At 56.0% G+C, this 25,519-nt stretch carries 19 protein-coding genes; 3 read left to right on the top strand and 16 right to left on the bottom strand.

Features of this window, described 5'->3' with window-relative positions; translation table 11 throughout:
- Positions 1 to 99: 99 nt before the first annotated feature.
- From wecB to AQ621_RS06650, 3 genes are read left to right on the top strand one after another with little or no spacing between them, the layout of a single operon-like run.
- A complete protein-coding gene (gene wecB / locus AQ621_RS06660; RefSeq protein WP_058340785.1) occupies positions 100 to 1,272 on the top strand; it encodes a non-hydrolyzing UDP-N-acetylglucosamine 2-epimerase in 1,173 nt (390 codons plus the stop codon).
- Positions 1,269 to 2,537, top strand: coding sequence for a UDP-N-acetyl-D-mannosamine dehydrogenase (gene wecC, locus AQ621_RS06655; RefSeq protein ID WP_058340784.1), 1,269 nt, complete (start codon positions 1,269 to 1,271; stop codon positions 2,535 to 2,537). The genes wecB and wecC overlap by 4 nt, the downstream gene beginning before the upstream one ends.
- A gap of 31 nt (positions 2,538 to 2,568) precedes the next feature.
- A complete protein-coding gene (locus AQ621_RS06650) occupies positions 2,569 to 4,002 on the top strand; it encodes a glycosyltransferase (protein WP_082640931.1) in 1,434 nt (477 codons plus the stop codon).
- Between the two features lie 22 nt (positions 4,003 to 4,024).
- Here the strand turns inward: AQ621_RS06650 and AQ621_RS06645 are convergent, their stop codons facing one another.
- From AQ621_RS06645 to AQ621_RS06570, 16 genes are all read right to left on the bottom strand, one after another.
- Positions 4,025 to 6,022, bottom strand: a complete 1,998-nt coding sequence (locus tag AQ621_RS06645) for a PA14 domain-containing protein (RefSeq protein WP_058340782.1) — start codon at positions 6,020 to 6,022, stop codon at positions 4,025 to 4,027.
- 102 nt (positions 6,023 to 6,124) lie between these two features.
- A complete protein-coding gene (locus AQ621_RS06640) occupies positions 6,125 to 7,564 on the bottom strand; it encodes an oligosaccharide flippase family protein (protein ID WP_058340781.1) in 1,440 nt (479 codons plus the stop codon).
- A gap of 12 nt (positions 7,565 to 7,576) precedes the next feature.
- Positions 7,577 to 8,710 carry a glycosyltransferase gene (locus tag AQ621_RS06635; RefSeq protein ID WP_058340780.1) on the bottom strand — a complete coding sequence of 378 codons (1,134 nt, stop codon included), beginning with the start codon at positions 8,708 to 8,710 and terminating at the stop codon, positions 7,577 to 7,579.
- Complete coding sequence (asnB, locus tag AQ621_RS06630) at positions 8,710 to 10,623, bottom strand: asparagine synthase (glutamine-hydrolyzing) (RefSeq protein ID WP_058340779.1); 1,914 nt, start codon at positions 10,621 to 10,623, stop codon at positions 8,710 to 8,712. Before asnB ends, AQ621_RS06635 begins: the two co-directional genes overlap by 1 nt.
- Before the next feature lie 2 nt (positions 10,624 to 10,625).
- Entirely contained in the window at positions 10,626 to 11,789 is a 1,164-nt protein-coding gene (locus AQ621_RS06625; protein ID WP_058340778.1) for a glycosyltransferase family 4 protein, read from the bottom strand.
- A complete protein-coding gene (locus AQ621_RS06620; RefSeq protein WP_058340777.1) occupies positions 11,786 to 13,129 on the bottom strand; it encodes an O-antigen ligase family protein in 1,344 nt (447 codons plus the stop codon). Before AQ621_RS06620 ends, AQ621_RS06625 begins: the two co-directional genes overlap by 4 nt.
- A complete protein-coding gene (locus AQ621_RS06615; protein WP_227508257.1) occupies positions 13,129 to 14,307 on the bottom strand; it encodes a glycosyltransferase family 2 protein in 1,179 nt (392 codons plus the stop codon). The genes AQ621_RS06620 and AQ621_RS06615 overlap by 1 nt, the downstream gene beginning before the upstream one ends.
- Positions 14,304 to 15,428 (bottom strand): FemAB family XrtA/PEP-CTERM system-associated protein, encoded by a 1,125-nt coding sequence (locus AQ621_RS06610; RefSeq protein ID WP_227508256.1) that lies wholly within the window; start codon positions 15,426 to 15,428, stop codon positions 14,304 to 14,306. Before AQ621_RS06610 ends, AQ621_RS06615 begins: the two co-directional genes overlap by 4 nt.
- Positions 15,425 to 16,549: a GNAT family N-acetyltransferase gene (locus AQ621_RS06605; RefSeq protein WP_058340776.1), complete on the bottom strand. Its 1,125-nt coding sequence runs from the start codon at positions 16,547 to 16,549 to the stop codon at positions 15,425 to 15,427. The genes AQ621_RS06610 and AQ621_RS06605 overlap by 4 nt, the downstream gene beginning before the upstream one ends.
- Positions 16,550 to 16,575: 26 nt before the next feature.
- Positions 16,576 to 18,402 carry a carbamoyltransferase family protein gene (locus tag AQ621_RS06600; protein WP_058340775.1) on the bottom strand — a complete coding sequence of 609 codons (1,827 nt, stop codon included), beginning with the start codon at positions 18,400 to 18,402 and terminating at the stop codon, positions 16,576 to 16,578.
- Positions 18,399 to 19,394: a polysaccharide deacetylase family protein gene (locus tag AQ621_RS06595; protein ID WP_058340774.1), complete on the bottom strand. Its 996-nt coding sequence runs from the start codon at positions 19,392 to 19,394 to the stop codon at positions 18,399 to 18,401. The genes AQ621_RS06600 and AQ621_RS06595 overlap by 4 nt, the downstream gene beginning before the upstream one ends.
- 23 nt (positions 19,395 to 19,417) lie before the next feature.
- Positions 19,418 to 20,764, bottom strand: a complete 1,347-nt coding sequence (locus tag AQ621_RS06590) for a hypothetical protein (protein ID WP_058340773.1) — start codon at positions 20,762 to 20,764, stop codon at positions 19,418 to 19,420.
- Positions 20,765 to 20,768: 4 nt separating this feature from the next.
- Positions 20,769 to 21,644: a P-loop NTPase family protein gene (locus AQ621_RS06585; RefSeq protein WP_058340772.1), complete on the bottom strand. Its 876-nt coding sequence runs from the start codon at positions 21,642 to 21,644 to the stop codon at positions 20,769 to 20,771.
- A complete protein-coding gene (locus tag AQ621_RS06580) occupies positions 21,644 to 23,215 on the bottom strand; it encodes an XrtA system polysaccharide chain length determinant (RefSeq protein WP_058340771.1) in 1,572 nt (523 codons plus the stop codon). The genes AQ621_RS06585 and AQ621_RS06580 overlap by 1 nt, the downstream gene beginning before the upstream one ends.
- Positions 23,215 to 23,853, bottom strand: coding sequence for an XrtA/PEP-CTERM system exopolysaccharide export protein (locus AQ621_RS06575; RefSeq protein WP_058340770.1), 639 nt, complete (start codon positions 23,851 to 23,853; stop codon positions 23,215 to 23,217). The genes AQ621_RS06580 and AQ621_RS06575 overlap by 1 nt, the downstream gene beginning before the upstream one ends.
- A gap of 36 nt (positions 23,854 to 23,889) precedes the next feature.
- The gene (locus AQ621_RS06570) at positions 23,890 to 25,290 is read right to left on the bottom strand and encodes a TIGR03013 family XrtA/PEP-CTERM system glycosyltransferase (protein WP_058340769.1); all 1,401 of its coding nucleotides are present in this window, start codon (positions 25,288 to 25,290) and stop codon (positions 23,890 to 23,892) included.
- Positions 25,291 to 25,519 lie beyond the last annotated feature (229 nt).

The following is a 25,519-nucleotide window of genomic DNA, read 5'->3' as shown; positions in this document are numbered from 1 at the left end:
TTCCGCACAGTTTCTGCTACTAGCCTGTACAGTTATCAGCCAGATTATGGTAACGTTTTGTAACAGGAAGCCAACAATCATAACTCTCCAAGGAAGGCCATCGGCATGAGAGTTCTCACCGTTTTCGGCACACGCCCGGAGGCCATTAAAATGGCACCTCTGGCGCTACGCCTAAAGGCAGACTCAAGGTTTGAGTCCAGGGTCTGCGTTACCGCACAGCATCGCCACATGCTGGACCAGGTACTCGCCCTTTTTGATCTGGAGCCCGACTTCGATCTGAACGTTATGAAACCCGGACAATCCCTAGCTGCGCTTACGGGAAGAGTTCTTTCCGGTGTTGAGGAGGTTTTGCAATCCTTCAAGCCGGATCTCGTACTGGTTCATGGCGATACATCTACAACCTTTGCGGCGAGTCTGGCAGCGTATTATCAGCAGATACCGGTAGCGCATATCGAGGCGGGGTTGCGGACGGGCGACATCTATTCCCCGTGGCCGGAGGAAGGCAACCGTAAGCTCACCGGGGCGCTTACGCAGCTACATTTTGCACCCACGAACACGGCCAGGGATAACTTGCTCAGAGAAGGCATCCCGGAGTCGAACATTTACGTTACCGGCAATACCGTAATTGATGCCCTGCTCTCTACGCGGGAGAAAATTCACGGTAGTGCTGCTCTGCGATCCGAGTTCGAGGAACAATTCAGTTTTCTTGACCCCGGCAAACGGCTGATTCTGGTCACCGGGCACCGCCGGGAAAGCTTTGGCTCCGGTTTTGAGCGCATCTGTCATGCTCTCAAATCAATCGCAGAAACCCATCCCGACACCGAGATTGTTTATCCCGTACACCTGAATCCGCAGGTTCAGGAGCCCGTTCTTCGGCTTCTTGCCGATCGGCCGCGCATTCATCTGATTCAGCCACAAGACTACCTTCCTTTCGTCTACCTGATGGACCGCGCCTATTTACTGTTAACGGACTCTGGCGGAATTCAGGAAGAAGCACCCTCTCTGGGCAAACCGGTCCTGGTTATGCGGGACACCACTGAACGGCCTGAAGCGATCTCAGCCGGTACCGTCCGGTTGGTGGGTACCGATGTGGAGCGGATTGTTGAGGAGGTTAGCCTGTTACTAACGGACTCAGAGAACTATCAGCGGATGAGTAAAGCCCACAACCCCTACGGCGATGGTCAGGCCTGTGCTCGTATTGTTGATTTCCTCGGTGATTATTTCGTTGCCAACCTGCCCGGCGCCATTCAGCAACAAGGAGTCGTGCTATGAGTATGAGTCGAATCGTGGTTATGGGGCTCGGATATGTCGGCCTGCCAACTGCGGCCGTGTTCGCGTCTCGTCGGCTGCAGGTTCTCGGTGTAGATGTTAACGAGAAAGCGGTTAATACGATCAATCAGGGCAAGATCCACATTGTTGAACCCTCCCTGGACATTGTGGTGCGCGCGACGGTTACTGAAGGCTACCTGAAGGCTGCTACCGAGCCAGTTGCTGCCGATGCTTTCCTGATTGCGGTCCCCACGCCGTTCAAAGAAGGAAAGGTGCCCGATCTAAGCTATGTCGAATGCGCCACCCGCTCGCTGGCCAAGGTTCTGGAGGCCGGTAACCTTGTGGTGCTCGAATCCACTTCGCCAGTTGGCACTACCGAAAAGGTCTGCGAATGGCTGGCACAGGAGCGCCCCGACCTAACCTTCCCCCACACCCATGGCGAGAACTCTGATATCCGGGTTGCCCACTGTCCCGAGCGGGTTCTTCCCGGTCAGGTTATTCGGGAACTGGTGGAGAACGATCGTGTTATCGGAGGCATCACGCCAAAGTGCGCTGAAGAGGCCGTAACTCTCTATAAGCAAGTTGTGCAAGGCCAATGCGTTGTCACCAACGCACGTACGGCCGAGATGGCGAAGCTGACCGAGAACAGTTTCCGGGACGTAAACATCGCCTTTGCTAACGAGCTTTCGGTGATCTGTGACAAGTTAGATATCGACGTCTGGGAAATGATCAAGCTTGCCAACCGCCATCCCAGAGTCAATATCCTCCAGCCTGGTGCCGGTGTTGGCGGCCACTGCATTGCCGTTGACCCCTGGTTCATTGTTGACAGTGCCCCTGAACAGGCACGGCTGATCCGCACGGCACGAGCAATCAACGACGGCAAGCCGCACTGGGTTCTCACCAAGGTGGAGCAAGCGATCAAGGAACTCGAGGCAGGGAAACAGGGAATCCAGCGAAGTGATATCAAGGTTGCCTGCCTTGGTGTTGCCTTTAAGCCAGACATCGACGATCTGCGGGAGAGCCCCGCTTTACGAATAACACAGGATATTGCCCGTTTAGGGTGCCAGGTTCTTGTAGTAGAACCGAACGTTCAAGAGCTTCCGCCCTCGCTTCAGGCGCCGAACATTCACCATGCGACCATGCTTCAGGTTCTTCAAACTGCGAATGTTACCTGCGCTTTAGTTAAACATGCGTCGTTTATGGAGGTTCGCAGTCTGCTACAGGAGCTGGACGGACTGATCGATGTTGTGGGGCTCACCCACAGCTAAAGGGATATTTCAGGGATAAGGATAGATACCCATGGCATCAGCAACCCCTACGAGGACGCAATCCGGCGATCTCGGTGGCCGTCGAGTGCTTTTTATTGCCTACTTTTTTCCTCCGGCCATCAGTACCGGAGTACCGGGCAGCATGCGTACGGTGAAGTTTCTTCGATACCTTCACAACGGGGAGTGCCATGTATTAACGGGGCCGGCGGATACACGGGAACAGGACAACGCCCTTGCCCATCTGAGCCTCCCTGTAAATGGCGAGGTTATACACAGGGTGGCGCCGTGGGATATCTTCAAAAAACTTCTGGGCATGAGACAGGCGCTTAAAGGATTGGCTCAACGGGAGCCTGCTTCCAACAATCATAGTGAAAGTTCGGCGCAGCCCACGCAAACCTCCGTTTTCAAAGCCACCGCCGAAGACACCGATACCCGCAGTCAGTTTCAGCGCCTGAAAGACTTCATCTACGATCTCTGCTACTTCCCTGATCAGGCCGGGCCATGGATTTTTCCCGCAGCCCGGGCCGGGAAAAAGCTGGTTCGGGACAGGAACATTGACGTAATCTTCGCAACCGGCTCGCCATGGTCAGGCCTGATAACCGGATACATGATCAGCAAGGCAACCGGCAAACCTCTCATTGTCGACTTTCGGGACCCCTGGATGGATAACCCTTTCCATCAATCCAAGGGGCGCTTTCTGGATGATTGGGCCGGCAAACTTGAACGTAAGGTTGTAGAGCATGCAGCAGCGGTTTCTCTGAATACCGAACCTCTACGTAAAGCCTTCCTCGCCCGTTACCCCGAAATGAATCCGGAACGGTTCTTCGTAATGCCCAACGGGTACGACCTGTCCGATTTCAACCTTGAGGGCTCGCCGGCTCACCCAGATAACGAAAGACCGTATGTGGACCTATATCACGCCGGCTTTTTGTACGGCGTGCGCGATCCAGCACCACTACTTGACGCTATCCGCCTGCTCAATCAGAAAGTTACCGAAGAGGGACAGCAGGAAAAGCAATTCCGCTTTATTCAGATAGGTGAAGTGCAACTCACCTACGACATAAAGGAACGCTACAAAGACCTGTTTGAAAGCGGAGCATTGAAGCTCGAGCCTGCAAGGCCTTACAAGGAGTGCCTCGCGGAGCTGGCAACCGCAGATGCGGTGGTTAACATTCAACCGTTTACAGAGAGCCAGGTTCCATCAAAGCTTTACGACTACCTGGCACTGAACAAACCGATGATCAGCATCACCCCGGACAACGGCGCTCTGAGTGAGCTGGTCCGGCAGAAGAAACTCGGGCTCTGTGCTGATCCCTCCCGCCCGGACGAGGTGGTCTCCGTGCTGCGCGAGCTCAGGCAGCAACATGGTTCAGAGTTCACCGGATATGCTAACCGGCGTGAATTTGATGTTGCAGATATTGCAGCGAATCTTGCGGTAAAAATAAAGGAACTCAGCCAAAGCTGAGCTCCTTTAAAGTAAGAGGCTTTTACTCAACTGAACGGCTCACCACCTCAGAATTGGGACTCCAAAGCCCGGCACTGTCTCTCACCCGTACGGCAAAGTACCAGGTTCCTGCTTCAAGTCCCTCAAACGTGTACTCGGTCTCCGCAGGCCCTACTTCCACTCGCTCGGTAAGTTCAGTTTCAGATTGACCATATAGAATTTCGTAGGCATCAATCTCTGATAGTGAAATCGAACTACCATCCAGCCGTGTACCAGGCGCAGTCCAGCTCAAGGTAACGGTGGTTGTAGATGTTGGAGGAGCTTGCTCGACAGGAGGCTGCTCGGGTGCAGGACTGCTACCCACGGTGCCACCAGACCACTCGTCGTCTGGCTCGAGTGTTCTTGGATCCAGCTGTTCGTTGTAGGCTTGCTGCACTGTCACATTACGGCTGTTCAGCACCTTGGTTGAGTTTTGTTCGTACGGGTTGAGACCAAACCTCAATGCCCAGCTATCCGGAATACCATCCCCACTGGAGTCCTCAGAGACAGGGGCATCTAATGCCGTGGTTAGCAGCACAGATGATTCAGGAAGTCGCTGGCCGGTTTCGCCATCTTGAATTTCCAGGAAAATCCGTGCTCCACCATAACTCTCTGAGTATTCGATGATTAAAGGTACTGGTTCTCCCGCTTCTACGGATCTCGAGGCTGTGTAATAGTTGGATGTGCTTCCACCACTCCAGCGGTCCATAATCCGCTCTCCACCCAGATAGATTCTGACGCCGTCATCCCGACGCGCCCGGAACGTATAGCTCCGCGCCCCCTCACTATGAGGCGGCTGGAAATAACCTACCCAGCGAGCGCTAAAGACATCGTTAGGGATTCCCTCGCCTGGCGACCCACTACCCCAGTCGAACTCAACCTTGTCATCCAGGCGAGCGAAGAAGAACTGATCAAGGTCTCGTCCGGAAAAATACTGACCGACCATACCCGGAACCAATTCCGCTTCTTTCACAGGCACATCTTGGGCATCGGTAAAATCGGTTCCAGCGTTATATTCATCCAGATTGGAAACGCCATCTCCATCCAGGTCTCCGCGGGCATCTCCCGGGTTAAGCGGGTCCAAACCGTAGGCAAACTCCACACCATCAGGTATGCCATCGCCGTCTGTGTCCGGACTTCCAGGGTTCGCACCAAAGCGGAACTCATCTGTTGCTGTCAGGAAATCATTGTCCCGGTCAGATGTGGCGTCTGCAGAATCAGAGGCGCTCAGGCCATGAAACTCTTCCCAATTGTCATAGAGGCCGTCCTGATCATCATCAAGTGGCGGATAGGAAGGATTGAAAGCCAAGCCCTGTCCACCATCGAAGTAACCTACCCGATAGCCCAGCGAAAATCCCTCTTTCGATAGCTCGTCGCCGGGATAGATAGCGCTGCTTTCTCCGTAGGAATACAGGTAATCACCTGCAACTATCGATTGCGTGATCCCCGGGCCCTCCCAGGCAACCGAGAAATGGTCCCCGCCATAGCCCTCACGGTGAATCACCTCAAAGTAATAACGCTTACCGGCTTCCAGGTTGAATATCGGAGAGGCTTGGGAGCTGTATTTGTCGAACTGGTTGCGAGAACTGTAGCGCGGCACGCTGGCAACGACCTGGGCATCTGCTGAACTGGCGGTGGTACTGAAAACAAACTGCGCTTCGTCATCCGCACTGATAAAGAAACGGTAAGTGCCGCTACTTGGCGGAACAATAAACCCACGAACAAATCCCCCATACTGATCTGCACGGTTATCGAGCATTTCCAGGCGGGCCAGCTCTGAAACCTCATCCGGGTTATCAGGGAACCGACCCAAGGCCGTAAGCTCGTCTATCGACGAAGCCGTCACGTTATCAAAATACCGTAACTCTACCTTTCCTTGCTCGCTTGTCGGCGGTAGGGAGGCCGTGGGTGGCAGTGAATCGATGTCACGTACTGACCAGGACTGGCACCCTCCCAACAGGCCAAAGGCCAGACAGGCCGACAGCTTCATTCCATTTGCCATAGCAGACTCCATAGGTTTCAGTGCGTAACATTACGTGAAGTATTGTATCTACACTCAAAAGCTGCCACTCAGGCCATGTACCGATTGGTGATAACACTCTGATCAGACGTGCAAGATTCGTATAACACGAACCAGCTCTGCTCGCAGGGGATGTTTCAAAGCAACAATCAGTCCGAGCCAGACAGGCGGCAATACGCTCGCAACGACCAACAGACCTGCTACCATGCCGAAACCTTGTGCAAGCATGGCCTCATAACAGCCCCAGGCAGCCAGCCCGCACAAAACCATGATGAGGGCATTCTGCCTCCAGGCCCGCACCATAAGCGCCGGGTTCAGGCCCAGATACCGCCAAAGCACCCAACTGGTCACTACAAGGTCGATAGCTCCCGCTCCGGCGAAACCCGCCGCTACGGCCTTAAGGCCAAGCGGGGATAAAAGCAGGATCGCCAGAAAATGTGCGAAGAACACAACCGCCTCTTTGATCACCATGACCTTTTCAAAGCCCCGGGCCATCAACAAGTCACTAGAGAACCAATGCACCATCCGGAAGATTGCCCACCAGGCAATCAGCGAAGCATAAGGCGCAGCCTGAAGCCACTGATCACCGAAAAAGAGATAGATCGCTGGAAGGCTAACCACACTTGCCACAGCCAGAACCGGCCAGATCAACCCGCCAAGCATCACGCTGGCCTGCAGATAAGCCTGATTAATATCACCCCCGCTGCGCTTTACGTCTGACAGATACGGCAGCACCACAGGCTTTACGCCCATGATGAGGGTCTGAGAGACAAATTCGATGAATCCGAGCCCCCGGGAGAATAGGCCGACCTGAAGCGGTGTGCCCAGCTTACCAATGATCATATCCGGGACTGTGACCACGCCTTTGCGTAAGAAACCCGCTAACGAGGTGTAGATCCCGAAGCGGGCAATAGTCCCCACACGCTGGAAAGAGGGCCCCCAGGGCATACCCGCCGGCCTGTAATAAATCAAAACCAGCAGTTCGACCAAAACAGCAAGTGTGTACCCCCAAGCCAGGGCGTAATAGCTGAACCCGGCCAGAATCAGGCTGATGGTAATCAGCACATTAGCCAGTGTGGTGTAGAGCTTGACTACAAACAGCTCCTTAAACCGGAAGGACCTCATCAACACGGACGTTGGTATGCTGATGAATGGAGCAACAAAGAAGCTCACCGAGAGTATCCGGAAAATAATCGATAAGGGCTCCAGCTCATAGAACCCTGCCACCCACGGCGCCGCCAGCCAGATCAGCAGACCCAGTCCCCAGGAAATCAGTACCGTGAGCCCGGTGGCTGAACGGATTTTCTCTTCTGTCAGCTCCTGCTCCCGAACCAGATAGGCTCCTGCTCCGAGCAAACGAAACTCACTCATGACCATCACGATAGCGCTGGCGATCGCGAAGGTTCCAATTTCCTCTGGCGTCAGCAAGCGGGCAATAATCATGGTTGAGAAAAGGCCCATGAAACGCATGCTGTAGCGAGTTACAGAGGAGTACAGAACGGCCCGCCGGATACTGCTGGACATTAATCTTTTCCTTCAGGCAAACAGCTGGTGATAAATGCGAAGGTAATTCTTAACCATAGCCTCAGCCGAAAACTGGCTTTGAAATCGAGCCCTGGCGGCTGCGGAGATTTGTTCTCTCAAGACGGTTTGCTGCTTTAGCCTTGCCATCTCTTGGGCAAACACTACTGTGTCAGCATCCGGAGTAATCAATCCGGACACCTCATGCTCGACAACCTCGACATTGCCACCGACAGCTGTAACTACAGCAGGAATCCCCAGACTCATCGCTTCCAGAAGCGTCATCGAGGTGCCTTCCGTGTGAGAGGACAGCAAAAATGCATCCATCAGCGCGAGGTGTTGGGCCGGCTCATTAATGAAGCCGGTGAAGCAAACCTTTTCTGAAAGACCAAGACTCGCGGCCAGAGCCTCAAGTGCCTGCCTTTCCGGGCCATCGCCAACCATAAGCAGATAGCTTTCCGGGTAATCTTTCAGGCAGCGGGCGAAGCTTTGCAGCATCATTGTCTGGTTCTTGACTGGGTCAAGCCGGGAAACGGTCCCATAAACAAAGCTGTCTTCCGGAATCCCCAACTCACTTCTGAGCTCACTAATACGAGCAGGATTAGCCTTCAACGGCTGAATGCCGTTGTATATCACCTGGATTTTGCTTTTGGGCATGAACTCATATTTTGCCAGGGCGTCCCGGGTCGCACCGGAGATGGCCACAATCGCCGGCGTCAGAAGTGCCAGAAGAGGGTTGATCAGAGCGGCCTTATACCGGTAACGATCCGGGTAGAAACGCCCGTGTTCCGTGAACACCACTTTTGCGCCGGTTCCCAGTGCAGCCAGCCGACCGTAAAGGAACGGAGTGTATTGATGGCAATGAACAATGCTCACATCCTGTGCCCGGATAAGGTTGCGCAGGCCCCGTATTAGTTTCCAGTCGAATCCGGGGGCGCGGGAGATCCGGTGCACGGGAATACCGTCCTCCCGCATCTGCTCCCCGATTGCGCCAACCTGGCCATCGATACAGACTATTTCGTGTTCAACCTCCTGCCCCCGGCTACCCAGAACCAGTTGCCTTATAACCTGCTCAGTGCCCCCTATTCCCATGTTAAACGTAAGGTGGAGGACTTTCGGTTGGGGGGCGTTGTGTTTGGGGGAGTCCATCAAACCTGCCCTCCTCCGGTTTGGTCTTTCTGATAACTCTGCCACCAGAGTTCAAAAGCCAGCAAAGACCAAAGCTCCTGGGTTACATAGTTCTTACCGGACTGATGCAGCTCCCACAGGCGGCGGATTCCAGCGGGATCGAACAGGTTCGACAGACCACTGTCCGGTGCCAGAAGCAACGATTCAGCCATTTCCCGGAGCTCGTACCGCAACCACTGGGCCAGGGGCACAGAAAATCCCATTTTCTTTCTGTACAGCACATCCTGCGGCAGCATGCCTGAGAACGCTTTTTTCAGTATGTGCTTCTTGTCTTTCCCATGAAGTTTTAATCGTGACGGAATATTGGCTGCGAATTCGACCACGCGGTAATCCAGTAACGGCGCCCGAGTTTCCAGGGAGTTTGCCATGCTCATCCGGTCGACCTTCACCAGAATGTCACCCGGCAGGTAGGTTTTGATGTCGGTGTACAGGATTCGCGATAGGTGGTCGTCGGCCTTAGCCTGCCGGTAATGGTGCCGGGTTATCTCACCGGAGTCGTAGTCTTTGGTTTCCCTGGCCAGCTCTCCCGTTACCAGTGAATTCCAGATTTCCGGCCGAAAGAAGCAGTTTGAGGTATAGAACGCCTGGTCTGGTTCTGTCGCCAGGGTTCCCAGCAAGGAGTTCGCTTTCTTAGCCGGTGTGTTATCCATTTGGCCGAGCATTCTTGCCAACAACGGAAACAGCGAACGTCGTATCCCACCGGGCACCAAACTGCGAATCTGGTTTTCAATCTGGTCAGTGCGGTATTTGCTGTAGCCGGCAAAATTCTCATCACCGCCGTCCCCGGCCAGAGCCACGGTCACTTTCTGCCGTGCCAGTTGAGACACAAAATATGTGGGTACAAACGAAGGATCTGCAAAGGGTTCGTCAAAGTATCTGGAAATTTTGCCCAGTGATCCGGCAACGTTTTCCTTAACGGTAAATTCGTGATGATCCGTCCCAAACTGGTTCGCAACTTTCTGCGCCCACACCACCTCATCGAAGTGCCTGGAGTCAAACCCGATGGAACACGTAGTCACCGGCATTTGGCTGTGCCCGGCCATCAAGCCAACAACCGCACTGGAATCAACCCCGCCACTGAGAAATGCACCAAGCGGAACATCGCTGACCATCCGCAACCGGACCGCATCGTCAATCAAGGCATACAGTTCTTCCGCCAGCGAATCCGCGCTTCGAGATGACGGGTTATCGAACGCCAGATCCCAGTACTGGGCCTGCTGGACTTTTACACCATCGGTTTCCAGCCAATGGCCCGGGGGCAGCTTATAAATATTCCGATAGATGGTTTTAGGGTCTGGAACATACTGGTAGGCAAAGAAATCCTTGATCGCATCGTGCCGCAGTTCCGTGTTCAAGAAGGGCAGGGGCAACAAGGCTTTGATCTCGGAGGCGAAGGCGAAATGGCCACCGTTGTGATAGAAGTAAAGCGGCTTTTTACCCAGGCGATCCCTTGCAAGAAACAGGCTGCTGGCAGTCTTGTCCCAGACAGCGATCGCAAACATCCCGTTCAGCAGACCCAGACATTCCGGCCCCATAGTTTCATAAAGTGTCAGCAAGACTTCGGTGTCGGTCCCTGTGCGAAAAACATGGCCTTCGCGACACAGGTGTTCCCTCAATTCCTGAAAGTTGTAAATCTCGCCGTTAAATGCAATCACATACCGGCCAGAGGCAGACACCATAGGCTGGTTTCCTGCCTCAGACAGATCAATGATGCTGAGCCGACGGTGAACCATCCCGACTCCATCATCAGTCCAGATAGCCCCGGCATCTGGCCCGCGGTGCCTGATGCTTTCGCCCATGCGCGCAAGCCAGTCTTTATGGGCAGCTCTGTCGGGTGTAGAAGGCGTTCTTAGAAAACCGGCCAAACCACACATTCTCAGCCTGCCCTCCTGACCGATACTGCCTCTCCGACAGGCCCGTTCAGCAGATTGGAAAACAAAGTTTCATACTCCTGAGCCATGCGAACGGCGGAGTAACGTTCTTTAACCATCTCACGGGCATTCCGGGTAAGGGATTCGGTCAGTTTCTTGTCGTTCAACACACGGCTGCAACACTCAATCAGTGCCGCTTGATCTCCCAGAGGAGCAAGCAAACCGGTTCGTTCGTGCTCAACCAGCTGATCAACCCCGGAAATATCGTAAGCGACCACGGGAATTCCCATGGCCATGGCCTCCATCATGCAACGGGGAATGCCCTCCAGGGAGGAGGTCATCACGAAAAGGTCAAAACGGGAAAGCAGGTTCAGGCGATCACTGCGAAAGCCTAGAAATTCAACGGCGCTCTCACTCGCCATCTTACTGGCCTGAGCCTCCAGCTCTGCCCTTTGGGCGCCATCGCCCAGCAACTGAAGGCGCAGGCGATTATCTGTCTGGTACAGAGCATCAAACACCGCAAGCAGATCAGGAATTCCCTTGCGGGGAATCATCTGGCCGATAAAGCCAATGGTCCGGTGCGCAGACTCATTGGCTCCCGGACGCCCTGCCTCACCAGCTCTGAACGCATCAATCTCGGTTAGATCAACACCATTGCGAATAAAACGGGTTCTGGTGGCAGGCACACCAAACCGTGCCATATCCTGAACCAGCTCTTCCGAAAGCGGCACCACCTGGTCAAAATACCGCAGCATAAAAGTTCCAACCTTTATAAAAGCACTCAGCTTGAATCCCACCTTCCCGGAAAACCCGTGTGGTGTGCTCACGCACTTTATACCGGTGCGGCGGGCGGCAATCAGGCCGAGGATGTCCGATTTATAACCATGGGTGTGGATGATGTGGATGTTCCTTTCACGAATCACCCGGCATAGCTCTTTAATTACCCTAGCATCGAACCGGCCGTTCATATCCAGGTAGTGAACCTTCTGTCCCTCACTCGTCGGGTACTGCTCGGCCACTGTAAGATCCTGGTCTGCGCTCTCACGGGTGACGGCCAGGTCGCAGTTCACGGCAGTTGTATCAATGTTGTTGGCCAGTGCCAGTACCCAGCGTTCTGCACCGTAGAAGCCGGCAGGGGTTATGAACTGTAAAACGTTAATCGGTGTCATGTGGGCATTTCCGTTGCGTTGGGTGATTGCCGCTTTCCAAGCCTTCTGTGGGCCAGGTGCTCCTGAAATTGCAGGTAGTAGACATTGCCCGCAGCCGCTACGAACAGAATCATCCACCACAGAATTTCAGACCGGAAACGGTCTATAAACGAGGCAGACACCATGTAGGAAAGCAATGCGACCTCAAGGGCGACAATCCGAAAATACTCGTCCGTTCGCCCCTCACTGATCAGTCGTTTCTTGGCTTGCCGGTTTACCTTCAAAAGCGACATCAGCAAGAAGAAGAACAAGATCGGGCCCGGCCACCCGAGTTCGGACAGCAGCTGGAACCAGGAAGAATGAACCGCTCGCTTTTCTACCTTTCCCCGCACCTCCGGAGGAATGTAAGCCGCGCTGATTTGCTGATAACCCATGATGCCAAGCCCCGCCGGGTGCTCTTTCATCATGGTAAAAGTGGCCCACCAGAACTCCATGCGGCCGGCGCCACTGGATTTGTCTTCGAGGTCTTGCATGGTATTCATGCGGCCCCAGAACTGGTCGTCGGTAAGATAGAGCGCGCCGGAGAGGCCACCCACTACGATCAGAATTGCCATCGCCCGCTGGCCCTTTTTCTGGAAACGGGAAAACAGCATATACAGCAGGTAAATCCCCACGCCCGTGGCTGCCCCCAAAAACGCCCCCCGGCTATTGATCAGAACCAGCCCATTGGCGATCAGGCCGCCACAAAGTACGCACAGCACTCGGGTTTTGAAGTTACCCATCCAGGCCAGGTACATCAGGATGACCGCTGCAGGCACCAGGGTGATAGCGGCATCATTAGCATCGGTACCATCGGCCATACCGATGCCCTCTACCCTGTCTCCGGCGTTTCGGCCAGTGACAGTCGCCAGGTACCCCAGATAGGTAGCTCCGGCGATGTAACCCCACATCACTGCGTGCAGTGCTCTTTCCGAGTGAATGAGTTTGTAGGCAACCGCAATAATGATGACCGTTTTGGTGAAGTCGAAGGTGAACTTGTCATGGGCCACCGGGTTGATGGCGTGCAGGTACATGAAGTAATACATCCCGAGAATCAGGATGATCCATTTCGTAGCGGGCTGGGCCAGCCAGGGGCTTTTCGCTGCCTGCTCCCGGTGGCGGGTTACCAGTACAAAAATCATCAAGACAACCGCAATCAAGGAGTACCTGAGGCCCGGAATCGACGCCGACCACCACCGATCATCCGGATTCAAAAAATAAACCAGCTGATACAACACAAACGCTGCCGTACCGCTATACATCAACGCAGCCACAATCCCGCCAAAGAACACCAACAAAAACAGCAGCGCAAACTTGGACATCAGCTCTGCTCCCGGCCGTTAACCGGCCTGGCACTGTTCCAGGTAACCTGGGTTTCTCCCCGCATGGCTTTCACAATCCCTCGGACCGCATAGAGATTGACCATCACGAAGTAATAGGGTGTGGAGAGCCAGGCCGGCATTGCGTTTTTGTCTTTGCTCAGGTGGCCGGCACAGGCCAGAATCAGCAGTACGGCAGCGCCCAGGGTGATGAGCTGAAAGAGTCGGAAACCCACCAGCGCCAGTAGTACGCTACCGGTTGTTCCGGCCAGCAAGAACAGCGGTATCAGCCAGCGCAGCAGTTTGTGGGAGATAACCTCCCAGGCAAACACCCCTGCCCTCAACGGATTCATGGTGGACGTCACCCGCATCAGGCCACGAATGCTGCGGTTAACAATGCGTTCTTTACGGGCGATTTCCTTGTCGAATTCACCGGCGGTCTCTTCAAAGCACCGGGCTTCAGCATCAAACACGCCCCGGTAACCCTTGGCTATTATCTGCAGCGGGTTCACAAAGTCGTTGATATCTTTTTGCTGCAGTGGCTCCCACAGACGGGTACGAATGGCATAGATGGCACCATCTCCACCGACCACCGAGTGCAGGCGAGACTCCATCTGCTTAATCGCCATTTCATAGCGCCAGTACAAATTCTCATTTCTGGCGCTGGCTCCTGCGTCGCCGTCTGTGTAGAGCGCCGCTCCGACGGCGTAACCCACGTCCAGGTCAGCAAAGTTGCGTGCCAGTTTGGTGATGGCATCGGCGGCGTACATGGCATTGGCGTCGCTGAATACCACCAGGTCGGTGTCCACGCTTTCCATGGCCAGGTTCAGGCCCATGGTTTTACCCAGCCGGCCCTCCTGGCGGATCAGCCGCACGCCCTGCCCCTGATACTCGCGAACGATGTCATCGGTGCCGTCATCAGAGCCATCAGACACCGCCAGAATCGTCAGCTTATTGCGCGGGTAATCCAGTGCCAGCGCGTTATCGAGCTTGGCACGGATAACCGGCGCTTCGTTATAACACGATATAATCAGGCTCACGGTCGGTGTGATGTCGCCAATCCGGTGGGTCCGCGCCGGGTAACCCCGGGTAAAAAGCCAGAGCATGGCCGGGTATCCAGCATACACATAGACCGGCACCAACAGGCTCACAACCGTGATCACTAAGACTATCGACATCATAAGCTGATATGTTTCCTTAACTTCGGCCCCAGCCGGTTGGCCAGCTGCAGTGGCAGCCTCCGCCAGCAGGCTTCAATCCAGCTTCGAAGTTTCTTTGCCAGCAACCCCGGTTCAGTAGCCGGGGACTGAAGCACCGAACCATCCGGTTGCCATTGTTGCCAGTCCAGCGCCACAGGCTCTGCGCCCCACTGTTTTTTGAAACGGTAGGTGCCTTCGCCAAAAGAAGATCGCCCGAAATCGAATTGCCTGCATCCGTAATCGGCAACATGGCTCAGTAACTGCCAGTACAGCAGCATGTTCGGCGCCAGGTGATTGTATTCCGCTAGGGTGGAAGCCCAGGGGATACAGGCTGTCTTGCCCTGCACCAGCACGATGCCGGCACCCACTACCTCATTTTCAAGACGAACAATGCCCACCAGCAGGCGGTCGTCGTAGGAAGTTTTCAGGGCATCAAACCACTCCCTGCCGTGAACCGGAGAGCCAAGGCGCCGCATGTTGGCGGCGAACACCGGGTAGAAGGCGTCGATTCCGGAGGCACCGGTTACCACTTCGGCCGTCAGGCCATTTTTTTCCGCTTTGCGAATCTGGCTGCGCAGTTTGGGTTTATAGCTGGCGAACAGCCGTTCGGAAGACTCCGGTAAAGAAGCGACCATGCTGACTTTGCGGTTGCTTTTCCGCTGTTCCAGCTCGGCGATATCCTGTTCGCAGAGTGCCGGCCCTCTGCGCCGCACTTCCAGGGTGCTTGCACCCAACTCGGAGAGCAGGGTTCGAACGCCGGTTTTCAGGGCCGGTTCGCCTTCCACGGTCTCATACAGGGGGCCCGCCAGATCACAGAACGGCAAAGACACCAGGGAGCCACCGCCAATGCGGCGCAACTGGCAAACCGGTAGTACCGCAACCAGACGGTGCCCGCGCCATGCGGTGACTACCCAGCATGGGTGGCCGTATGCCTGCTCCACCGCGTCCAGCCAGGCAATATTGTGATAAGCCGTCGCGTGTGGATGGGAAGCCACAAAATTCTGGTAGGCGCTTCGGTCCACATCCACGCAACGCTCCACTTTCACATCAGCGGGTAGCGTCTGTTTATGCCCGGTGACATCAGCCATGGCCATCACCGTCATTTCAGCCTCCCTCCGGCCTCGGGAAGGAGCCGGTTACGGGCTTTGCGCATCACGTCTTCCAGCTTCAGCTTGAAGCGGTCCCGCTGCAGCGACACCTGCACCAGCTGCTTATGAAGCGATCCCAACTGGGTTTTATAGCGCTCGTCGCCTCCCATAAAGTCGTAATAATGGAATCCGTGGTGGCGGTAGTCTTCAATGCACAGGCTGTGGCCCAACAAACCGGGCTTGTAGCGGTTGTCGGGCTCGGTCTTCATGCCGCCCAGATAGAAATACACCTTCTGGTCGTAGAGCAGGTTGTAGAAGGAGGCGATCATGTCGTCTCCGGCCTTAACCGAAACCAGGTCTACCCCGCCGCTGGCCCATTGGTCCTGAATCAGGCTGCGGTGGAAACGTACAAAATCCGGGTTGGCGTAGCCGCTCTGGTCCGGGCCTGCACCCCAACGATTCAGGTGTAACGGCCCGATGCTGTCAAAGATAGCCACTGCTTCTTCGGCGGAATCGGGCCGCACCAGCTCCACAGCGCCCCACGCTTCATAAAGCCGGTGAGATCGATTGATCTGGTAACGAGTGTTTCGCGTCAGGGTGTCCCGGTAATGCTGACCGCTGCGGCGCAAGGCATCCAGGTCTACCCCGTAACAGGGGGCTTCCCATCGCAGATGGGCGAAGAGGCCGGTAAGCTCGGCGTAGTGGCGGGCCTCTTCGGCATCTATAGCGCCTACAATGAATTCATCCCACTGGGTCATATCGTTACAGAGGTGTTTCAGGCACGCGGCTGCAACTGACGCTTCCATGCCCTGCTCTGCAAGGAACCCGTTATACTCAATCCAGATCTGGTCTTGTTGCCGGTGCCCGGTCTGGTGCAGTCGCAGGCAGTTGGAACGGAGCACACCATGGCGCCGCTCTTCCGTCTGCACCACAATGCCAAGGCCCACTACCCGATCGCCTTGGGTTACTTCGAGAACCTGCGCCTGAGGTTCATAAACCGCCAGCCAATGCCCCAGCCATTGCCAGGACAAAAACACGGTTGGCGAAGCCCGGCCTTCCAGGTCGCGCCAAAGCGCTTCCAGCCGCTCAAGGTCAGCAACCGGGTAGCGAACAACCTGCAACCGTTCAGAGTTCATACAACGCATCCTGCTCCATGGCGCGTTCAGTGCTTCGGGCTCGGATGTTTCACCAGGTACGGCCCCATCACCAGATAATCCAGCGCCCCCTGCAAGAAGGCCCTGACGGCATCTTCCGGGCTACTGACAATCGGCTCTTCGTGCATGTTAAAGCTGGTATTAATCAGGCTCGGAATGCCACTTAGCTTCTCGTACTCTTTCAGGATGTCGTAGTAACCCGGGTTAACCTCACGACGGATCAGTTGCGGCCTGGCCGTGCCGTCTACATGCACTGCTGCCGGACAGTTTTCCCGCATAAACTCGGTGCAGTCGAAGGTGATGGTCATGAATTCAGCCGCGTGTTCTGCACCTTTGATGTTGTGATAACAGCGCTCCCTGGCCTCGTACAAGGTCACCGGCGCAAAGGGCATAAACTCGGTGCGGCCCAGGCGTTTGTTCAGCCACTGGTTCACTTCCGGCTCCCGGGCGTGATACATGATGGAGCGATTGCCCAGCGCCCTCGGGCCATATTCCATGCGGCCATCAAAGCGGGCGACCACCTGTCCGCTGTGGATCAGCGCAGCCACTTCTGCCGCCAGGTGTTCTGGCCGGGAGAAACTCAGGCCCTCGGCCTGCAATGCCTTTTCAAGCTGCGCCTCCGGGAAGTCCGGGCCAAAATAGGCGCTGGAAATTGACGGCTTAATACCGCCTGGCCAGCTGTGATAAAGCGCAGCACCGGTGCCGCAGCCGCCATCACCCATATTCGGGTACACGAAGATGTGATTGACCCCTTCAATCTCAAACAACCGCTGGTTCAGCTTCACGTTGGCAGTCACACCACCGGACAACACCAACGTGTCGATACCGGTTTTCTGAACCCAGTGGCGAACGTAGTTGCAGGCCACTTGCTCCAGCACATACTGATAGGCCGCCGCCACGTCGATCTTCGGGAACCGGCTCGCCAGGTAACGGGAGAAATACACGTTATTGGCTTCGTAGATGCGAAAATCCCCGGGCGCTTGCTCAATCCGGCCCAGAAGGATGTCCCCCAGAATGGATGGATCACCGTATGACGCCAGACCTACGATTTTGCCTTCATGGCGGCTGGGCTTGTAGCCGAGGCTTGAGGTGACATGCTCGTAAAGTGTACCGAGGGAATTCGGAAACGGCAGGCCATGGAGGCGTTTTATCTTGCCATTACTGGCCTCGCTGACGGAACCGGCCAATCCTGAGCCATAGCCATCCAGGGTCACACACAGGGCACGGTCAAACCCGCTGCACAGAAAACTGTTGGCGGCATGGGAAAGATGGTGATCCATGCGCTTGACTGGTTTGATCCAGCCATTTTCGGCCAGTCCATTATTAAGATCCTGCTCCCAGCGTTTGAAGCTCTCGGTTGCAGCCTCACCCCACTGGCGCGATGCCTTGAACGCGGCGTTGTTGGAAGCCAGTTTCTGGGCCCCCGCCATGCTGTAAAACGAGCTGTGTAAAAAGCTCTTTTCCATGATGGCATTGGGATGTTCCAGGCCATGAATGGGCTGATTGCGATCCGGCACCTTCTCCAGCGCTTCCTTTACCTGCCTGCTCAGGTCCGCGGGCTGAAAGCCTTTGATAAAGGTTTTCTCGTCTTCCAGGTTCTTGTGGAAGAGCTTCTGTTCGTTTTCCCAGGTGAGAAATGGATAGCACACCAGGTCAAAATCCTGCATTTGCAGGCCGGTGTAATCCAGTGCCGCCTCCAGCGCCAGCTGGGGAAAGCCGTCCTGCTGCTTGGTGCGGGAAAAACGTTCTTCCCCTGCGGCGAACAGAATTTCACCATCTTCAACAATGGCAACGGTTGAATCCTTGTCCAGGGGGGAAATCCCGAGAACTTTCATACCATGCTCTCCATAAGGGTACGCAGACGAGTTGGCGTGGTCGCCTTACCGCCCAGATCATTAAAGAAAAAATCGAAATACTGCCGGAAGCTCGCCAGGAACTGCTCCAGCTGCGGTTCATCCTGAACGTAGGTGGTGTTGCCGGGCACCACACTCGGGCTGTGAAAACTCCAGGTGAAGGTTCGCACCCCTTGGCGGTAAAGGGCTTTGGTCAGTTTCACGTGTTCATCCGGCGTAAAGCCTTCAGGTGACAGCATCAGGCGGTCGACCGCACCGGCCCGGGAAAGAATGCCCGGCGCCTTGAAGCGGATCATTCGGGTTGCCAGCTCATACAGCGGCACGGCGGCGGGTCTGGCCCAGCCGATAAACCCACCGGTACAGGGAATTTCCAGCAGCGGTTGTCCTGCCGGCCCGAACCAGAACGGCCGCGCATCGAAGCGGCGATAGTCCGGGCCGCCATCTGCGCGGGAATCCAGCGGCGGGCATACGGAAAGATCGATACTGAATCCCAGATCCCGAAGAATCTGCCCGGTGTTGGGGCCGAAACCGTATCGCCCCGCCTTGTAGGCTACGGGCGCTACGCCCAGGTTCTGGCGAATGGTTTCCTTCAGAACCGTCAGCTTTTCCCGTTCCAGGGGTTCCGGCAGGTTACCCGGGTAGGTATTCGGCCGCGTAAGTTCCTCTGTCTGGGGCGGGTTCACCCAGGGGTGCAGATGGGCGCCAATCTCACAAAGGCCCTGCTCCGCATAGTCCCGCAGTTTCCGGTAACCCTGAACTTTGGCGGCGATGGGATAATCGATCACGTAGCAGGGCTGAATGCCGTAGTCGTTGAAAATATCCTGCACCCGGTCGATACAGTCCATGGCAGTGACCCGGTCTTCGAATGCATCCGGCTCGGCCTTCCAGTCGAACTCTTCCTCGGTATCGATCACCACCAGCAATTGCGGCGGCGTTTCCTTTGCAAGTTCGATGTAGCGTTTGTTGTCGAACATGATTCCCTTCTGTCCGTGGTGGTTCAACGTGTTGACGTCAGGCTGAAATCTTTGGCGATAAACAGTCGGACGGCATACTGTTCCTGGTCAGCATTTTCCGCTTTGCGCCGGACCCAGCTTTGCCTCAGCTGCAACCCCATGCGCACGTCTTCCGCCAGCCGGCGGCTAACGCCAAGAATCAACTGATGCCTCTGCTCGTCAATACGCCCGGTTTCAATTCCGGAATCCGCCTGCCAGCTGTAGGAGGCCGTCAGCTGGTGCAGGTTTGTAATATCCACGCCCAGATTCAGGGCCGCGCCGTAGTTGTAGGTGGTTGCGCCCGAAAGCTCGGATTCCAGCTGCTCGACCTGGGCGGTGGCCCCCAAGCTGCACACATCACACAGCTTGCTGGTGTTATGGGAAACCAAAACCGCATCACTCACCACCAGTTCCCGGAGCTCTATGGTGTCCGGCAGAAAGGCAAACTGAGGCGGAAGGTTCAAGGACAGATCCGTTGTACTGTCTGATAACCGCCGGTTGTACTCCACAGAGGTGCTGGATTCCGGGCCTGCCCAGGTTCGGGTCAGGAAACCAGTCATGGCGTCACTTTCCTGGGTAGACTGCCCCGGGTAGTCGGCTTCAGACCAGCTCTTACCCGCGCCGATGCTGAAAAAACCGTTCTCAAGGTACAGGCTGTAATTCAGCTCTGCGTTGTCGATGGTGGTATCAACACCCGCATCATCAGCCCAACTACGACGGGCACTCAGGCCCGCCGTAGATCGCTCGGTCAACCGGCGCGAGAAATCGGCGCTGACCGTCTGGGACTCGGAATCATTGAGGTCGCCACTGCCGTAGCTTTTACCCGCTTGGCCAGCCAGCCTCAGGGAAGACACTTCGCCGGGCTGGAAAGTAAGCCCGGCCCCGCCGGTCAGGGTATTCCGGGTATCGTAGTCGCCGGCGTTCAGCAGGAAACCGGTGTTGTTACGAACAGACTGGATGCTGTGGCCAAGATTGAAATCCAGGGGGTTCGCAGTCGTTGCGTAGTCGTAGCGGGCCGCACCGTTTACCGAGCTGGAATCGGTCTGGTCTCCGGACGGCAGATCTCTGCTGGTAGACAGGCTGCCACCGTAATTCAACGATAAATGATTGGCGCCACTTCTGAGAGCGCCCCCCACCTGGCCGGACACACCTGCCCCGGGCTTGGTGTTGTTGCGTCGGCCATCGGCGGTATCCATTCGGGTATGCACGGCTTCGCCAAAGGCCGAGGCCGAACCGGACACACTCTCTATCGTGTCCGACAATGACTGGGCCACCACCGGGGCACTTAGAACCACCGCTGCGCATGACAGCGGGGCAACTAACCATCTGAACCTTTCTTCCCTGAGCTTCATGGCTTCACTCCTGGAAAACCAGACCGGCGAATTTCTGCGGATCAACCGCATCCACGCATTCCGCCGCTGTTTCTGCTGTCACATCGCCAAAAGGCACGCCAAACACGATCTGGTCGGCAAACCGCTCCAGAATGCGGGCCTCGGTACTGCGCCGGATAGGCGGCGTGTTAAGGATAATGCAGCGGTCCGGGTAACGGTGCTTGAGCTCTTGCATCAGGTCACGCATACGCGCCGCTGCGAACAGCTCCACTGCATGGGACACCCGGGTACCGGCCGGTACTACGGTTAAGCGGTCTACACCGCTGGGGTACAGAATGGACTTGATATCCACCTTTGCATCCGCGACATAATCCGTCACACCACTGCCCATTTTTGATGAGACCAATGCCGGCAGCGCATTGTCGTGAGGATCGCAGTCCACCAAAAGAGCCGAGGTGTGGGCGTCCATGGCAAACGCTGCCGCCAGGTTGTAGGCGGTCAGCACCGAGCCGGAATCATTGCCAAGGCTGCTGTACATCACAGTAAAGCCCTTGTCGCCAGCCCGGTTTCTGAGCTGGATACGCAGCTCCCGGTAAGCATCCATCACCCGCTTGTCGGGCATACCCGGATAGATGATTTTCTTTTCCCGGAGCTGCTGCTGGGTCCAGGGTTTGGGATTGGCAATCATCCCCAGCGACAAGGCAGGGTCGTAAACCGTTGGGCGGTGGTCTGCTGCGTCGGTAACAATGGGGCCCAGGTCCGGAATCCGGCGCTGGGTACCGGCAAACGGCCTCTCCTTCCGGAATTGCTCTTCGGAACGGGCCTCCCCGGGTTGAGCCTTGTGCTGGCGCCGCTCTTCCTGGCTTTTCAACAGCGCTTTGTAGAGTTTGTTGTCGTCCATCAAGCGCCCCCACTGCCAAGCAGCTCGCTGACTTTACGCACCAGCTGTTCCGGCGTTACGCCCATTACACTGAATAGCAAAAACGCAAGGTAGCCGGCCATAAAGATCCCCAGAATAAACAGCAGACCAATCACATCTTTGCGAAGCAAACGGTCTTTCCATGAACTGCTGTAGTGTGGAATGGTAGCCAGCACCGGTATCGCAGGCGGCAGCGCCAACTGGAGTGTCCGGGGCGAGCGTACCCGCTGATCGAACATCACCAGCATCACCAGCAAGCCAAGTACCGTTGCACTGCCCAGGAATGGCCCGGCAATCCCAACCTGATAGAGTTGCAGGCCATCCCAGGACACTGGATAGGATGCGGGCTCCTGGATCTTGTAGCTGACCCCCTCTCCCTGTACGTCCAGGGTCATGGTCAACCTTGCCTTCTCACGGCGCTGCAACATATCTTCATAGACTTCCCGGGTAACGTCGTAATCCCGGGTCAGTTCACTCAGTTCGGCCTGGTTCGCCGCAACCCTTTCACCACGCTGGAAGGCTTCATCCAGCAGGGCCTGCAAAGATGTCAGCCGGTTTTTCTGCCCCGCCAGCCGTGTAGTGCTTTCAGCCAGCTGCAACTTCAGGCTTTCGTATACCGGGTTTTCCATTACTTCGGTCAGGGCACCTTCCCGCTCCTGGGCGGGCTGGGTGGCTATCTGGCGCTGAAGGTCTTCAATCTGGCCAAGGACCGAGACCACATCCGGGTGCTTCTCGTGATATTGCAGCAACAGGCTGTCCCGCTCCTGCCGCAACGCTGCCAGCCGTCGCTCTGCTGAGGATTGACCGGCATTGAGCGTAATGCGTCGTACCGGCTGCTCTTCGGCCAGCTGGGCACGAGTCAGTTCCACCTGGGATTCGGTCTGTTCAATCTCCAGTTTCAGGGTTTCGATATCACCGCGCAGGCGCTCGATCCGAGCCGTGACATTGCCCTCGGTTCCATCCTGGTTACGAACCCGGAACTCCTTCAGCCGCTGCTCGGCTTCTTCGAGCTGGCGCTGGTAGGCCTTCACCTGTGAATCAATAAACTCGAACGCGCCCTGGCTTTCTGAACGCTTCTTGCGCGCCGTGCGTTCAAGGAAACGGTTCAGTACTGCACTCAGCACCTGGAACGACTGGTCCGGCTCCCCGCTGCTGTAGGTCAGCTCCAGAAAACTCCGGTTGGTTACCCTGAGATTCACCTGCTTGCGCAACGTTGCAATCGCGGCATTGCGCTGCTGGTCCGGCTCCATGCCGGTGATCAGGCCGGTGTCTGCCGCCACCTGTTCCAGGAAAGTCCGGCTCTGGATCAGCTCCCGGGCCTCGTTGATACGGTCCAGTTGCGATACTTCCGCCTGGCCCCGCAAAAGCGGCTGCAGCACGCTGCTCTGGTCGGCATAGAGCACGGCATGGGAGGTATAGGTTTTAGGTGTCACAAAGGCCACGGCCAACACGCCGGCCGTCACCAGCATAAAGATCACCGCCGCCATAACCCGCTTGCGGTACAGCTCCAGCTTTACCGCACGCAGCGTATCAAGAAGGAGCTGGAGATCCATCAGAGTTCACCGCGGAACAGCTGCTTTCTGGGAACGCTGATCACATCCCCTGGCTGCAGGGCGTGATTGGCACTCATATCGCCATCTTTCAGCATGGCGCCCAGGTCCAGGCTGTAGCTCTGGTACTGGCCGTCAATCATGCGGGTCAGCGTTGCCCGGCCATCGGCGGCGAAGTCTGTCAGCCCACCCGCCAGCAGAACCAGGTCAAGCACGGTCATGCCCGGCTGGAACGCCACCGACTGGGGCGACATCACTTGCCCGGTAATACGAATGCGGTTGCGGAATTCCTTGCTCACCGGATTGGTCACCATCACGGTCACTTCCGGTGTACGGATGTAGTCTGCCAGGCCCAGGGTAATTTCTGAGGCCAGCTCTTCCGGCCGCTTGCCCTCGGCCTTTACGTCTCCCATGAGAGGCAACGAGATATAGCCATCGGGGCGCACCGTAATGGACTGCCCGAGCTCAGGGTTACGCCACACATGCACGGTTACGGTATCGCCAACGCCGATTTCGTATGCTTCCGGCTCCACCTCCGAAGCTGGTGGCATGGTTTCCGAGGGTGGCAAAGCCGAGCAGGCGGCCAGCATCACCGCAAACAGGGCCAGCACTCCGTTTCTGATTACAACCAAGGCATTCATGTAGAACCTCCCGTTCCTTTTTTTATTGCGGCTGTGTCAGCGCACACCTTTTCCAAGCAGTACTACTTCTGCCGTCTGGATCATAATCAGGAAATCCATCAGCAGGCTGCGGTTTTTCGAGTAATACAGGTCGTATTCCAGCTTCCCCCTGGCATCCTCTACCGAGGCCCCATAAGGATATTTAAGTTGAGCCCACCCCATCAGGCCAGGCCGAACATAGTGACGGGTGTCGTAATACGGGATCTTTTCCCGCAACTCCGAGACAAACTCGGGGCGCTCGGGCCGCGGGCCGACAATGCTCATATCGCCGCGAATCACGTTGTAAATCTGTGGCAGTTCATCAAGCCGGGTGTTGCGGATGAATGCGCCAACCCGGGTAACCCGGCTGTCGTTGGCGGAAGCCCACTGGGCCTTACCATCTTTTTCGGCGTCCTGGCGCATACTGCGGAACTTGAAAATGCGGAACTCCCGGCCCAGCAGGCCGACCCGGGTCTGGCTGTAGATAATGGGGCGACCGGTTTCCAGCAGGATCGCGATGGCGGTAAATACCATGAACGGCAGGGTGATAATCAGCAGGAATAATCCAAGGGTGAGATCCACAATCCGCTTGGTCCATTGCTGGCGCCGTGACGCCTGAAAACCCTCGGAGAAAACAATCCAGGACGGGTGCACCAGGTCCAGCTTGACCTTTTTCAGCTCCCGCTCGTAAAAATCGATCCCGTTGGTGACCGCAATACCCCGCAATTTGCATTCCATCAGCTCCGGAACCGGTAACCAGCCGCCTTCAGCTTTCCGACGCTCTTGCTGAAGCACGACAATTTCCGAGATACGGTTTTGCCGGCAGTATTGGTAGATATCTGCGGGCGCGGTAATCAAGCGGTCAGCCGAAACCACGGGAGAGGCGGAATCCGAGACGCACCCAAGGATACGAACGCCCAGCGCCCGCATGTTGCGGTCGTATTCCGCCAGCATCCAGGCTGCGTAGTCTCCGGAACCAAAGATAACAACACGGCGCACGAGCTTTTCAGAATCCACCAGCGCCGAGAAGCTGCGGCGAAGCATGATCACGGCAAAGGAACACAAGAGGATGGCCCAGAACAGATTGGTGCTGCCCGGGTCGAGGTCCGGAAGGAAGGCATAGACAAGCATCAGGCCGATGCCGCCAAGGAAGCAGTAGGCAACGAGGGTGCGGAAATACAGCTGGGCGACGGTTTCCTGGACAATACCGGTGTAGCCACCCATGGCCAGGGTGCCCAGGCTCAGAATGCCGGCAAACAGCACTGACGAGTACACATCCTCAGGCACAGCCTGGCCACCCGCGAACGGGTAGGCTACCGCCAGCACCACGAATATGCCCAGCAAAACTGCAAATTCAAGCACCGCCAATACCAGGTACGGTATGTGGAGGTAATGTTTTCGGAAACGTATATAGGACACGTTAAACTTCCTTGTCGGCTGCCGGAAACTGCCAACGACAACGCAACCTGTTTACAGCATCGCCACCGCGAAACTGTTCCCTTTTTGTACATTTTTCATTGTGCGCCTGGCTCCTGCCAAGCTCAAGCCGATTGTATCTTTTTGTAACATATTTTTACATTATTTTAACTTTTGTCTTTAATATTTATCAGGGATTGATTGTTTTCAAGCCAGCTGTAGGTGAAAATCG

This window comes from Marinobacter sp. P4B1, assembly GCF_001447135.1.
GTDB classification, from domain to species: Bacteria; Pseudomonadota; Gammaproteobacteria; order Pseudomonadales; family Oleiphilaceae; genus Marinobacter; species Marinobacter vinifirmus.
Note: the sequence above shows the minus strand (reverse complement) of the source record. Positions and strands in the feature narration are given on the sequence as shown.

What these genes read in the sequence shown, in the direction of transcription:
- wecC (WP_058340784.1), top strand. Translation starts at nt 1,269, where the DNA reads ATGAGTATGAGTCGAATCGTGGTTATGGGGCTCGGATATGTCGGCCTG.
- AQ621_RS06650 (WP_082640931.1), top strand. Translation starts at nt 2,569, where the DNA reads ATGGCATCAGCAACCCCTACGAGGACGCAATCCGGCGATCTCGGTGGC.
- AQ621_RS06645 (WP_058340782.1), bottom strand. Translation starts at nt 6,022, where the DNA reads ATGGCAAATGGAATGAAGCTGTCGGCCTGTCTGGCCTTTGGCCTGTTG.
- AQ621_RS06640 (WP_058340781.1), bottom strand. Translation starts at nt 7,564, where the DNA reads ATGTCCAGCAGTATCCGGCGGGCCGTTCTGTACTCCTCTGTAACTCGC.
- AQ621_RS06635 (WP_058340780.1), bottom strand. Translation starts at nt 8,710, where the DNA reads ATGGACTCCCCCAAACACAACGCCCCCCAACCGAAAGTCCTCCACCTT.
- asnB (WP_058340779.1), bottom strand. Translation starts at nt 10,623, where the DNA reads ATGTGTGGTTTGGCCGGTTTTCTAAGAACGCCTTCTACACCCGACAGA.
- AQ621_RS06625 (WP_058340778.1), bottom strand. Translation starts at nt 11,789, where the DNA reads ATGACACCGATTAACGTTTTACAGTTCATAACCCCTGCCGGCTTCTAC.
- AQ621_RS06620 (WP_058340777.1), bottom strand. Translation starts at nt 13,129, where the DNA reads ATGTCCAAGTTTGCGCTGCTGTTTTTGTTGGTGTTCTTTGGCGGGATT.
- AQ621_RS06615 (WP_227508257.1), bottom strand. Translation starts at nt 14,307, where the DNA reads ATGATGTCGATAGTCTTAGTGATCACGGTTGTGAGCCTGTTGGTGCCG.
- AQ621_RS06610 (WP_227508256.1), bottom strand. Translation starts at nt 15,428, where the DNA reads ATGACGGTGATGGCCATGGCTGATGTCACCGGGCATAAACAGACGCTA.
- AQ621_RS06605 (WP_058340776.1), bottom strand. Translation starts at nt 16,549, where the DNA reads ATGAACTCTGAACGGTTGCAGGTTGTTCGCTACCCGGTTGCTGACCTT.
- AQ621_RS06600 (WP_058340775.1), bottom strand. Translation starts at nt 18,402, where the DNA reads ATGAAAGTTCTCGGGATTTCCCCCCTGGACAAGGATTCAACCGTTGCC.
- AQ621_RS06595 (WP_058340774.1), bottom strand. Translation starts at nt 19,394, where the DNA reads ATGTTCGACAACAAACGCTACATCGAACTTGCAAAGGAAACGCCGCCG.
- AQ621_RS06590 (WP_058340773.1), bottom strand. Translation starts at nt 20,764, where the DNA reads ATGAAGCTCAGGGAAGAAAGGTTCAGATGGTTAGTTGCCCCGCTGTCA.
- AQ621_RS06585 (WP_058340772.1), bottom strand. Translation starts at nt 21,644, where the DNA reads ATGGACGACAACAAACTCTACAAAGCGCTGTTGAAAAGCCAGGAAGAG.
- AQ621_RS06580 (WP_058340771.1), bottom strand. Translation starts at nt 23,215, where the DNA reads ATGGATCTCCAGCTCCTTCTTGATACGCTGCGTGCGGTAAAGCTGGAG.
- AQ621_RS06575 (WP_058340770.1), bottom strand. Translation starts at nt 23,853, where the DNA reads ATGAATGCCTTGGTTGTAATCAGAAACGGAGTGCTGGCCCTGTTTGCG.